Annotated in this window: 10 protein-coding genes; 2 read left to right on the forward strand and 8 right to left on the reverse strand. The window is 45.9% G+C overall.

Going from position 1 to position 12,182, the window contains the following annotated elements; genetic code table 11:
* Positions 1–14: 14 nt before the first annotated feature.
* From R8N47_RS21130 to R8N47_RS21145, 4 genes are all read right to left on the reverse strand, one after another.
* A complete protein-coding gene (locus tag R8N47_RS21130; RefSeq protein WP_005382370.1) occupies positions 15–392 on the reverse strand; it encodes a hypothetical protein in 378 nt (125 codons plus the stop codon).
* A gap of 199 nt (positions 393–591) precedes the next feature.
* Positions 592–1,074: a hypothetical protein gene (locus R8N47_RS21135; RefSeq protein WP_005382371.1), complete on the reverse strand. Its 483-nt coding sequence runs from the start codon at positions 1,072–1,074 to the stop codon at positions 592–594.
* Between the two features lie 108 nt (positions 1,075–1,182).
* Entirely contained in the window at positions 1,183–2,910 is a 1,728-nt protein-coding gene (locus R8N47_RS21140) for a sodium:solute symporter family protein (RefSeq protein WP_005382372.1), read from the reverse strand.
* A gap of 12 nt (positions 2,911–2,922) precedes the next feature.
* The gene (locus tag R8N47_RS21145; protein WP_005382373.1) at positions 2,923–3,186 is read right to left on the reverse strand and encodes a DUF4212 domain-containing protein; all 264 of its coding nucleotides are present in this window, start codon (positions 3,184–3,186) and stop codon (positions 2,923–2,925) included.
* Between the two features lie 520 nt (positions 3,187–3,706).
* Between R8N47_RS21145 and R8N47_RS21150 the strand changes: the two genes are divergently transcribed.
* Positions 3,707–5,458 (forward strand): potassium/proton antiporter, encoded by a 1,752-nt coding sequence (locus R8N47_RS21150; RefSeq protein ID WP_054577280.1) that lies wholly within the window; start codon positions 3,707–3,709, stop codon positions 5,456–5,458.
* Here the strand turns inward: R8N47_RS21150 and R8N47_RS21155 are convergent.
* From R8N47_RS21155 to aspA, 4 genes are all read right to left on the reverse strand, one after another.
* Complete coding sequence (locus R8N47_RS21155; RefSeq protein WP_005382375.1) at positions 5,455–6,084, reverse strand: response regulator; 630 nt, start codon at positions 6,082–6,084, stop codon at positions 5,455–5,457. The two genes, R8N47_RS21150 and R8N47_RS21155, sit on opposite strands and share 4 nt — an antisense overlap.
* Before the next feature lie 194 nt (positions 6,085–6,278).
* Positions 6,279–8,111, reverse strand: a complete 1,833-nt coding sequence (locus R8N47_RS21160; RefSeq protein WP_054577279.1) for a protein-disulfide reductase DsbD — start codon at positions 8,109–8,111, stop codon at positions 6,279–6,281.
* Positions 8,112–8,272: 161 nt separating this feature from the next.
* Positions 8,273–9,580, reverse strand: coding sequence for an anaerobic C4-dicarboxylate transporter (locus R8N47_RS21165; protein WP_005382378.1), 1,308 nt, complete (start codon positions 9,578–9,580; stop codon positions 8,273–8,275).
* A 176-nt stretch (positions 9,581–9,756) separates the two neighbouring features.
* A complete protein-coding gene (gene aspA, locus R8N47_RS21170; RefSeq protein WP_005382379.1) occupies positions 9,757–11,208 on the reverse strand; it encodes an aspartate ammonia-lyase in 1,452 nt (483 codons plus the stop codon).
* Positions 11,209–11,639: 431 nt separating this feature from the next.
* Here aspA and R8N47_RS21175 point away from each other — a divergent pair, with 431 nt between their 5' ends.
* Complete coding sequence (locus tag R8N47_RS21175) at positions 11,640–12,158, forward strand: FxsA family protein (RefSeq protein WP_033907286.1); 519 nt, start codon at positions 11,640–11,642, stop codon at positions 12,156–12,158.
* Positions 12,159–12,182: the final 24 nt, after the last annotated feature.

Below are 12,182 nucleotides of genomic sequence, written 5' to 3' on the forward strand. Positions count from 1 at the left end.
AGGGATCCTTTTGGTTAATCGAGTGAGATTTGAATCAGGCGTAATTGTTGTTGTAGTGCGAGAAATTTCACGTCGCCTTGTTCAAACTGGTAGTAATAGCGTTTGAGGCAGAATAATGGCGTATGGATAGAATCGAGACAAACACGACGGAAGATACGACTGCGAGTTGAGTCTTGAATTGCGTCTAGTAAATGGAAATAAACCTGACGTAAAAACAGCTCACACAACAATAGATTTTCTTCATCGGCATCGTGTTCATAACAGGAAGACAACACCATTCCCCAATGAATATAGTCATGAATCACGTCTGGCTCAAAGCCATGTGGTGCGGCGAGAAGGAATCTATCTTGGGCTTTAAAAAATGCGTTAAAGATGTCCCGTTTGTTGTCCATAACCACCTCTCATTGAATGTAATGATAATTATTATCAATTAACTTGTGGGTTGGCAACCCTTTTTAGAGTAAGAGGTTGTTGAAGAAAGACTTACGGAAACAAAAGCCGACGCAAAGGCGTCGGCTGAGTAGGAATTCATTTATGCTAAGTGAAACTAATTCAATGTCGTTTGAAGACCGGTGAATTAGCTTGTCACCGTTATTCAGTAAATAAGGTTTCGTACTTCACAAATGCGGTTTGTGTTTCACCATAATATAGTGTGCCGCCTGATTGAATGACGACTCTTAACCAGCTTTCTGCAGATGCAGGCTTTGGTAAGGTGATGTACCAGCTTTGGCCTGCTTGATCGGCGGGCTTCATATCAATCGGTTGAGCGTTTTTTTCTTTGTCACTCACAATAGAAACTTTAACCCCTTCGAGTGGGTAAGCGGCGTTGAGTGACAATTCTAAGTTATTTTTAGTGAGTTTTTCCGAGCGAAATTTCACTTTAAAATCGCCATTTTCCATATCACACAGACCGCTGGTGTAACGACAATTAGACTTACTCGCGAGTTTGTAAGTTTCCCCTTCTTGCGCCGCGTGGGGCTTCTCGCTGAGGGCCATATCGGTACCGAAGTAAGCGATCAAAGAGAGAACTGGCGCAATCAGTAGAGCGAGAATAAAGTGCTTGTTTTTGAACATCTTGGCTTCCTTGCAACGACATACTGCGAATATGGTAACTGAAAAGTGAGAATAAAAAAGCCCCGGACGGCTGGTTCCAAACGGGGCTTTTGTGGTTTTGATTAGTTTTTAGTGATCCACTGCGCTACCAGCACCTACTGGTACGCGAACGTGTTCGACTAGGTCTTTTACTTCTTGTGGCGTTTCTGCAGTTACTTTGGAGACAGCGAATGCGACGATGAAGTTAAATAGTGCGCCGATAGCACCAAACGCGTTTGGCTCAATACCTAGGAACCAGTTTGTTCCCCAGCTTTCTAGATACTTCCAATCAGCAACGAAAAGGATGCCTTTGTGTTGGAATACGTAGAACAGCGTAATACTGATACCCGCAATCATACCGGCGATTGCGCCTTCTTTGTTGATGCTCTTGCTGAAGATGCCCATCATCAATGCAGGGAAGATGGATGAAGCGGCAAGACCAAAGGCGAGTGCTACCGTACCTGCGGCAAATCCAGGCGGATTTAGACCGAGATAGCCTGCGGCTGCTATCGCTACTGCCATTGATATTCGACTAGCAAGTAGCTCTTTTTTCTCGGATATGTTCGGATTGATAACCCCTTTGATTAAGTCATGGGAAATAGCTGAAGAAATGGCGAGTAGTAAACCTGCTGCGGTAGATAGTGCAGCTGCAAGACCACCTGCTGCCACAAGTGCGATCACCCAGTTTGGTAGTTTAGCGATCTCTGGGTTAGCCAATACCATGATGTCGTTATCAACGCGCAGTTCGTTGGTGGACGCATCTGAAGTGTATTGGATATTGCCATCGCCATTTTTATCGTCAAAACCGAGTAGTCCAGTTGTTTCCCAGTTTTTGAACCACGCAGGACGCTCGTCATACGCTAGGTGCTGACCCGGAGCTGGATTTACCGTATTCATTAGGTTGAGACGAGCCATCGCTGATACCGCTGGTGCTGTAGTGTAAAGGATTGCGATGAAGATCAGAGCCCAGCCTGCTGATGTACGTGCGTCGCGAACCTTCGGCACGGTAAAGAAACGGATAATTACGTGTGGTAGACCGGCAGTACCAATCATCAGTGACATGGTGTAGACAAACATATTAAGTGTGTCGCCACGTACTTGGGTCGTGTATTCACTAAATCCGAGTTCGGTCACAACTTGGTCAAGCCGATCGAGTAGATAGACATCGGTACCAGCCATGGTACTCCCCAGACCAATTTGTGGGATTGGGTTACCAGTGAGTTGCAGAGAGATAAAGATTGCAGGGATAGTGTAAGCAAGAATGAGTACGCAATATTGAGCAATCTGCGTGTAAGTGATGCCTTTCATGCCGCCAAGAACCGCGTACATGAAAACGATACACATACCAATTAATAGGCCAGTGGAGTAGTCCACTTCTAAGAAGCGACCAAACGCAACACCCACGCCTTTCATCTGACCGATAACATAAGTCACTGATGCGATGATAAGACAAACAACCGCTACGATACGTGCGGTATTGGAGTAAAAGCGTTCACCAACGAACTCTGGCACCGTAAACTTCCCAAATTTGCGTAGGTAAGGTGCTAGCAACAGCGCAAGCAGAACGTAACCACCAGTCCAACCCATTAGAAATACTGAGCCGCCATAGCCCATGAAGGCAATTAAGCCTGCCATTGAGATAAACGACGCTGCGGACATCCAATCGGCTGCGGTTGCCATACCGTTTGCAATCGGGTTTACACCGCCACCAGCAACATAAAACTCTTTGGTTGAGCCGGCGCGAGCCCAAATAGCAATCCCGATGTACAGGATGAACGTGGCGCCAACGACCAGGTAGGTAATAGTTTTCAAATCCATCTGAGTGACTCCTTATTCGTCCACGCCGAATTCACGGTCAATTTGGCGCATCTTCCATGCGTAATAGAAAATAATTCCTAGGAACGCATAGATGGAGCCTTGTTGAGCAAACCAGAAACCGAGTTTGTAACCGCCTAGTTGAAATTGATTTAGTACGTCGACAAATAAAATGCCGCAGCCGAAAGACACGACGAACCAGATGACCATTAGGCCGATCATGAGCTTCACGTTTTTGTCCCAATAGGCTTTGGCTCTTTCTTCGCTTTCAAATGCCATTGCCGTCTCCTTACGATTGGTATTGTTGTTAATGAAATGTTTCAATATGTACATTAGCAAGGTGTTGGCAATAACTCTTTTCAACTTTAGTCGGGGTGTTAAAAATGAAGAACCCCCATATTATGGGCTTTTGCAGCGAAAAAAGGGGTAAAACGTTATGTTAATAAACTGTTAAGTTAGCCAAAGGTCTAAAGGTTGATTGGATAAACAGGCATGATTAAGACGGGCCATTAATCTTTTCTTCATTGAACTTGGAGATGCTGTGTAAGTATTGGTGGTGATCTTGTGGCTCTTAAAGAGAGAAGGCGTAGATAAGAAAGCTCACAAGTAATTTATTTACATAAAGTTTTCGCATCAAATCACCGTTTTAACGCACAATAAAGTAATATAACTGAGTCATTCTCGTACAACCTCGCATTTTGAGACGGTGTAAAGGGGAGGCAGATTAGGGCATTACCTCATTAACGAAGTAGCCTTGCTCATCACAATTATTATCGTTTTTCATTAAGGGAGGGTGAGAATGGACGCAGACACCATTAACAGTTTTTTTCTAATAGGTGCGTTGTTAATCGCACTTAGCGTTCTTTTAAGCCCAGTGTCTTCTAAGTTGGGAATCCCAATTCTTTTGGTATTTTTAGCCGTTGGAATGCTAGCGGGGGAAGACGGCTTAGGCGGCATTTTATTCGATAACTTTTCGATCGCTTATTTGGTTAGTAACCTCGCATTAGCCATCATTTTGCTTGATGGTGGGATGAGAACGCGGGTCGCCAGCTTTAGGGTTGCGTTATGGCCCTCGGTCTCTTTGGCGACATTTGGCGTTGCGATCACCACCATTTTGACCGGGCTGATGGCAACGTGGTTATTCGACTTAGATTTATTGCAAGGCATATTGGTTGGTGCGATTGTTGGCTCCACCGATGCTGCCGCGGTCTTCTCTCTACTCAAAGGTCGTAGCCTGAACGAACGTGTTGGTTCAACGCTGGAAATTGAATCCGGCACCAATGACCCTATGGCGGTGTTTCTGACCGTAACTCTGATTGCTATTTTAGCGAACCCTGGCGCAGATTTAAGTGCGGGCTTTTTGGCGTTCAGTTTTCTTAAGCAGTTTGGTATCGGCGCGTTACTTGGCTTCGCTGGTGGCTGGATCTTATGGAAAGTTATCAATCGCAATCAATTACCAGATGGGCTGTATTCTATTTTAACGGTCAGTGGTGGCTTGCTTATTTTTGCTTTATCTAACACTTTGGGTGGCAGTGGTATTTTGTCGATTTACCTCGTTGGTCTTTTATTAGGTAACCGTCCAACACGCAGCCGCCACTCTATTCTTCATGTTTTAGATGGTATGACGTGGCTAGCTCAAATTGGTATGTTCTTGGTGCTTGGCTTGTTGGTTACACCATCTAATTTACTCTCTATTGCGTTGCCAGGTCTTGCGCTTGCTTTCGGGATGATTTTGTTTGCCCGACCAATCTCTGTTTGGATTGGTTTACTGCCATTCAAGAGTTTCACGCCACGTGAAAAGTGGTTTGTCTCTTGGGTAGGACTGCGTGGTGCTGTACCTATCATCCTCGCGGTATTTCCGATGATGGCAGGGTTGCCAGATGCTCAACTGTACTTCAATTTGGCATTCTTTGTAGTAATGGTGTCTTTGATAGTACAAGGGGGCACGTTGACTAAGGCGATGTCTCTTGCAAAGGTCGAGCTACCTTCTAAGCCTGAGCCAATTTCGCGTACGGGTGTAGAGATTTACCCGACCAGTGAGTGGGAGCTGTTTATCTATAGACTTAAAGCAGATAAATGGTGCATTGGTGAGCCATTACGTAGTCTTTCGATGCCGGAAGGAACGCGTATCGCCGCTGTATTTCGCAGTAAAGAGCTATTGCACCCATCCGGCAGTACGCGTCTTGAGGAAGATGATACCTTGTGTGTATTAGCACAAGAAAAGGATTTAGATGCACTGAGCTTACTGTTTAGTGAAGCCCCAGAGAAAGCGTCGCTAGCGCGATTCTTCGGTGACTTCTTCCTCGATATTGAAGTGAAGCTTGCCGATATTGCCGTGATGTATGGTTTGAATCTGGGGGATGAACCGCTGGATAAAAGTTTGAGAAACCTTGTCGAAGAGCAATTAGGTAGCACGCCAGTATTGGGAGACCATTTCGAGTGGCAAGGTTTGCATTGGATCGTCGCTGATGTTGTTGATCAGCAGGTCACTAAAGTCGGTATCCGATTGCCAAACGAAAAAAGTAAGTCTGACGATAAGATGTCAATCTAGTCGCTCATTTCCGTCAGCATAATCACGGCTTGCGTGCGGTTCTTTACACCGAGCTTACGGAAAATCGCTGTCATGTGCGCTTTTATGGTAGCTTCCGAAACATTCAATTCGTAAGCGATTTGCTTGTTCAGCAAGCCATCGGACAACATTCCCAACACTTTATATTGCTGCGGTGTTAGCGCAGCAATCTTTTCCGCTAAGTCATTACATGCCGCGTTATTGGTGATCAACCCTTCAGGGAAGTATGGGTCGCCATTCAGCACTTGATTGAGCGCGTTCACTAATTCGCGCATGTCGCTGGACTTGGGAATAAAACCAAATGCACCATGGCTTTTCACCTGCGTCACGATCGCCGGCTCTTCACTCGCTGAAACGACGACGATAGGTAAATCTGGATGCTCTGCTCGCAAATGAATCAAGCCAGACATACCATTTGCTCCTGGCATTTTGAGATCCAATAGCACTAAATCTGGCTCTTCCTCTCGCTCCAACAAAGCCAGAAGTGCGTCGAGTGAGTCCGCTTCCAGCAAATTTGCACCACTAATAGCCATGTGGATAGATTGAAACAAGGCATTCCGGAAGAGTGGGTGATCATCTGCAATAATGATGGTGTAGGTCGAATCCATGACGTTAAACACTTTTGACTATTTCGTTAAATTTATTATTGTCCAGCTTTGAGAGAGTGGACAATATTTATTCGCTAAAAGTCTGAACCAAATCGACTTTTATTAGGAAAATTGCATATAAACGCAATGTTCTTATTCAAATCTGAGCAATAAAAAACGCCAGTGGACATCACTGGCGTTTGAATATCTGGTTATCAGAACTGCTTGATATGCTCTAAGAAAGGCTCAGCTTGCATGAATCCCGTCAAACGAGCGTTTGAAACGTGTTCGCCACTGGCATCCCAAAACTCAATTGTTGGTAAACCAAGTACATTCATGTGCTTCAGTAGTTCGATGTCTTGCACTTGGTTTTTGGTCACGTCCGCTTGCAGAAGAACGAAGTCTTGCAGTTTTGCTTCGACGCTTGGGTCATGGAAGGTGTACTTTTCAAACTCTTTACATGCTACACACCAATCGGCGTAGAAATCGAGCATGACGGGTTTACCTGCCGCTTTCGCAAGTGCCAGTTGTTCTTCAAGCTCCGCCACGTTAGCAATGCGAGTAAAGCTAACAGTGGCTTGCTGAGTTTGTGTTGTGCTGTTGCCAAACCAGTAATTTAAGATAGGTTGTGCTGCGGCTAGCAAACCTAAGACGGCGATTATGCCCACGGCACTTTGTTTCCAGCCACCAAACTCTAGACTGTTTTTGATGTGGTATAGCCAACCAAAAGCAGCAATACCCAGTGCTGACCACAGAATCGTTGACCACATTTCTGGCATGATGCGTTCTAGTAAGAAGATAGGTGCGGCAAGCAGAATAAAGCCGAACAGCGTTTTCACGCGGTCCATCCAACCGCCGGCTTTTGGTAGCAACTTGTTGCCAAATACCGCTACAAGGATCAGCGGAATACCCATGCCCATCGCCAGCGCGTATAACGCGATACCACCGGTAAGCAAATCGCCGCTTTGTGCCACGTAAAGTAGCGCACCAGACAGAGGTGCCGTGGTACATGGTGAGCACACCAGTCCAGAAATCGCCCCCATGGCGAATACGCCTGCACTGCTGCCGCCCTGTTGCTTATTACTTAAGTTATTCAACCATGTTTGAACGTTGCTTGGTAGCTGTAATGAGTACAGACCAAACATAGACAAAGCGAGTGCGATGAACAGTACGCTCAAGCCAATCAGCACATAAGGGTGTTGCATTGCTGCTTGGAACTGCATACCTGCAGATGCCACCACAAGGCCGAGTAGGGTGTAAGTCAGCGCCATGCCTTGTACATAGACAAACGACAAGCCTAGCGCACGGCGCTGACTCAGTTTGCCACTGCCAAGCACGATGCTGGTCAGAATTGGGTACATCGGCAGCACACAAGGTGTAAACGCCAAGCCCACACCAAGCGCCAAGAACAGAAGTGGTGTCCACCAGTTATCAGCAAGGTTGGCTGCAAGGCTATCTTGCTGTGTTACTGGCGCTGATGATGTGTCATCAGACGTAGATGATTGCGCCGCTGGTGGCGTTGCTGTTGGTGCTTGTTCTGCTTTTGGTATTGTCGTCGCCGCTGTTGAATCTGAGTTCGACGAAGTAAACGCGCTGATAGGAATCACGCGAGTTTCTGGCGGGTAACAGAAGCCTGCTTTCGCACAACCTTGGTATTGCACCACCACGCGCGCACCGTCTTGCCAATCATGCATTGGTACATTAACGAAGAGAGGTTGAGTATAGATATGCACGTCACCAAAGAATTCATCTTTATGCGGTGTGCCGTCTTCCATTTGCAGTTCGCCTAGCGATACTTTCTCACCAGCTACAGACAAGCGCTCTTGATATAGGTAGTACCCGTCACGTACCTGCCAATCGAGCATCAATTTGTCATCTTGCTGGTAGAAGTTAAATGGAAACGCCTGATCAACCGGAACAAAGCTGTCGCTGCTGCTACCAAAACTGTTGTTCTGGCTACTGTTAAACTGGTCTTTGCCAAATAAAGCTAAAGACGGAGTGGAAAAGGTAATGAGCCCTAAGAGTAAAACGGAAAGTAATGCGCGCATAAAAGAGTCAATTCATCTTAGATAATTGCCGTTAGTGTAACTCAATCAGACCCGGAGGCGAGTCAATAAGTTTCATGAAAATGAAGATTTATTGAGCATAAATCAAGACAACAGGCAATAAAAAAGGGAGCCGAAGCTCCCCGAGTAAGACTCTGTTTCTACTAGATCAGTAGACCACCGAATGCGAAGCCAAGTGCTACCGCAGAAGCGATGGTTACCACACCAGGTACAAAGAATGGGTGGTTGAATACGTACTTACCGATACGAGTTGAACCCGTGTCGTCCATCTCAACCGCTGCTAGAAGCGTTGGGTAAGTTGGCAGCACGAATAGCGCACTTACTGCTGCGAAAGATGCAACTGCGGTAAGTGGTGCGACACCGATTGCTAGTGCTGCTGGCATCAGCGCAACAGTGGTTGCACCTTGTGAGTAAAGCAGCATTGAAGCGAAGAATAGAACGAGTGCTAGCATCCATGGGTAGTCTGCTAGTAGCGCACCAGCCACTTCTTTGATGCCGTCAACGTGCGCGTTAACGAACGTAGAACCTAGCCATGCCACACCAAGAACACACACACACGCTGTCATACCAGAGCGGAATGTTGCTGCGGCTGGGATTTTGCCAGCATCGATTTTACAGCTCATTACGATAGCTGCCGCAGCTGCTAGCATTACCGTCATGATAGCTTCGTTACGGCCTAGAGCAGGGTTCTCGATAAGACCCACAGAGCCAGAAATTGCTGCTGCGTAACACACGACAAATGCGATTGCGCCTAGGAAGATGAAGGTGGCTTTCTTCGCTGTTGGTAGGATTTCGCGTTTTGCTTCTGTATTTAGCTTGATTAAGCCTTTTTCTAGACGCTCTTGGTATTCAGCATCGTCTTTTAGCTCACAGCCCATGAAGTTCGCCACGAACGCACCGATCATGCACGCGATGAACGTCGTTGGGATACAGATTGCTAGTAGTGTTAGGTAGTCAACGCCAAATGGGTGCAGCATTGCCGCGAACGCTACAACAGCCGCTGAGATTGGTGATGCGGTGATAGCGATTTGCGATGCTACGACCGCGATAGACAGTGGACGAGAAGGGCGCACGCCTTGGCCTTTCGCTACTTCTGCAATCACTGGCAAAGTAGAGAATGCCGTGTGGCCAGTACCCGCCATTAATGTCATTAGGTAAGTTACGATAGGCGCATAAAAGGTGATGCGCTCAGGATGCTTGCGCAAAAAGTTTTCAGCAACTTGCACCATCCAGTCTAAACCACCAGCTACTTGCATTGCTGCGATAGCGGTGATTACAGACATGATGATCAAAATTACGTCAACGGGAATGTAAGCTTGGCTTGTTGGTACGCCCAAGATCAAAGACAACGCAATGACCCCTGCACCACCGGCAAAACCAATGCCGATACCACCGATTCTTGCCCCCAAATAGATGAAGAGCAGAACCACGAAGAGTTCGACCATGACCATATTGATACCTCTTTAGTTTTTTATTTGATTCTGATTTTTTGAACACTCAGGAACAGGAGTAAATGCTCAGAGAATGAGAACCTAGTGGTTTAGCGGCAATAAAAGCATATAAAAAATGTGGTTAACCGTATGAGAGCCTAAAAAAGGGGCCTGAGTGGCCCCCTTCGGATTCGTTATTACTCGTAACGTTTTGCTTTGTAAGTAGGATGCATGAAGTTTTCTACTGACAAGATTTCATCAAGCTCCTCTGCTGTAAGCAGACCGCGCTCTAGCACGACTTCACGAACACTTTTACCAGTTTCCGCACAAATCTTACCTACGATGTCACCTTCGTGGTGGCCGATGTATGGGTTTAGGTAAGTGACGATACCGATAGAGTTGTAAACGTAGTTTTCGCAAACTTCTTTGTTCACAGTGATGCCGTCGATACATTTATCACGTAGGTTCACACACGCATTGTGTAGTAGAGAGATAGACTCAAACACGCTTTGTGCGATAACTGGTTCCATTACGTTTAGCTGTAGCTGACCGCCTTCTGCTGCGAAAGAAACCGTGTTGTCGTTACCGAGAACTTTGAAGCAAACTTGGTTTACTACTTCTGGGATAACTGGGTTTACTTTAGCTGGCATGATTGAAGAGCCTGCTTGCATTTCAGGTAGGTTCAATTCATTTAGACCCGCACGAGGACCAGAAGAAAGTAGACGAAGGTCGTTACAGATCTTCGATAGTTTCACTGCTAGGCGTTTTAGTGCGCCGTGAGTCATTACGTATGCACCACAGTCAGACGTTGCTTCGATAAGGTCTTCTGCTGCAACAACGTCAAGGCCTGTTACTTCCGCTAGGTGTTTTACTGCAAGCGCTTGGTAGCCAGTTGGTGTATTTAGACCAGTACCGATTGCGGTTGCGCCTAGGTTGATTTCTAGGAGGAGTTTAGATGTGTAATCTAGAGCACGAATCTCTTCGTTTAGTGTTACCGCCCACGCATGGAACTCTTGACCTACTGTCATTGGTACTGCGTCTTGAAGCTGAGTACGGCCCATTTTCAGTACATCTTTAAACTCAACGGCTTTAAGTTCGAATGCGCCTTTTAGGTACTCAATTGCTTCCATTAGCTTGTGTACGCTGTTGTATACCGCAATACGGAAGCCTGTTGGGTACGCACAGTTGGTTGATTGGCTCTTGTTTACATGGTCATTTGGATTAACAAATTCGTATTGGCCTTTCTCTTTACCCATCAACTCAAGCGCAACGTTTGCGATCACTTCGTTCGTGTTCATGTTAACTGAAGTGCCTGCACCGCCTTGGAATACGTCTGATGGGAACTGATCCATACACTTGCCAGTTTCTAGGATCAAATCACACGCTTCGATGATGTAGTTTGCAACGTCTTTTGGAATAGCGCCAAGTTCTTTGTTTGCTAACGCTGCTGCTTTTTTGGTCATTACCATGCCGCGTACAAATTCTGGTACGTCAGAGATGGTCATATTGGAGATGTTGAAGTTCTCGATCGCACGTAGCGTATGAATACCGTAGTACGCATCTGCAGGGACATGACGTTGACCTAATAGATCTTCTTCAATACGAGTGGCTGGGTTTGCTGTTTTTGGAGCATCAGATAGGGTAGCCATAGCAGGATCCTTAGATGATAATTCTGATAATAAAGTTATTTATTAGCCATTTCTGCAATCTAGAATCCATTCATCAGAATTTTTGGCTGGAAAATCCGTCCTGACTTATGTGGCACATGATACTGCACCTAGCGCATAAAAATAGTAACTAGATCACCTTTTTCGTTTTTCATGAGTCAATAATTTGCAAAGTATGAACGGGTTATTAATAACCCTTTATGGGTACTCGATTTTCCTCGACAAACATGAGTTTTTAGAGTTCGAAATTAGCACTTTAAAAGCACGAAAAAATCGGTATGCAATTGAATGAAACGCGCTCCCGCTACTTTGTCTAAAAAAGAAGGAGACCAGTATGAACACGCTTTTTTACAACGATTCGTTTGAGCTTAGTCTGCTTTTACCATTACACTGAATTAAACAAAGGAGGGCGTGTGTTTCCTATCTTATTATTAGCGTTTATTTTTGTTCCGATCATTGAAATCGGCTTATTTATTCAGGTGGGCGGCTTTTTAGGTTTATGGCCGACCATTGCACTAGTCTTAATCACTGCATTTGTTGGTGCGTCGTTGGTTCGTAGCCAAGGTATACAAACACTGATGTCAGTACAGGGGCGTCTTGAACAAGGTGAAATTCCAGCCCAGCAAATTTTTGAAGGCGTAATGCTAGCGGTGGCTGGCGTGCTACTGTTAACCCCGGGCTTTATGACCGATGCCCTTGGTATGTTGGTGTTGCTTCCTGCGCCACGCGCCGCGATAGCTAAATACTTGATGAGCAAAATGGTGGTGAAAACCATGCATGGCGGTGGCTTCCAAGGTGGTTTCTCTAACCAGGGGCCATTTGAGCAAGACCCGTTCCGTCGTGACCCATTTGATTCCCAGTCAGATAATGGCAATACCTTCGAAGGGGAATACGAGCGTAAAGACGATGATGATCGCAACAAGCTCAACTGATTGAGTTAGTCAGCAAAGAAAACA

The sequence above is a fragment of the Vibrio sp. 2132-1 genome, assembly GCF_033344315.1.

Coding starts and splice junctions, on each gene's coding strand:
- R8N47_RS21145 (WP_005382373.1), bottom strand. CDS start 3,186: ATGGCATTTGAAAGCGAAGAAAGAGCCAAAGCCTATTGGGACAAAAAC.
- R8N47_RS21160 (WP_054577279.1), bottom strand. CDS start 8,111: ATGCGCGCATTACTTTCCGTTTTACTCTTAGGGCTCATTACCTTTTCC.
- R8N47_RS21165 (WP_005382378.1), bottom strand. CDS start 9,580: ATGGTCATGGTCGAACTCTTCGTGGTTCTGCTCTTCATCTATTTGGGG.
- R8N47_RS21150 (WP_054577280.1), top strand. CDS start 3,707: ATGGACGCAGACACCATTAACAGTTTTTTTCTAATAGGTGCGTTGTTA.
- R8N47_RS21140 (WP_005382372.1), bottom strand. CDS start 2,910: ATGGATTTGAAAACTATTACCTACCTGGTCGTTGGCGCCACGTTCATC.
- R8N47_RS21135 (WP_005382371.1), bottom strand. CDS start 1,074: ATGTTCAAAAACAAGCACTTTATTCTCGCTCTACTGATTGCGCCAGTT.
- R8N47_RS21155 (WP_005382375.1), bottom strand. CDS start 6,084: ATGGATTCGACCTACACCATCATTATTGCAGATGATCACCCACTCTTC.
- aspA (WP_005382379.1), bottom strand. CDS start 11,208: ATGGCTACCCTATCTGATGCTCCAAAAACAGCAAACCCAGCCACTCGT.
- R8N47_RS21130 (WP_005382370.1), bottom strand. CDS start 392: ATGGACAACAAACGGGACATCTTTAACGCATTTTTTAAAGCCCAAGAT.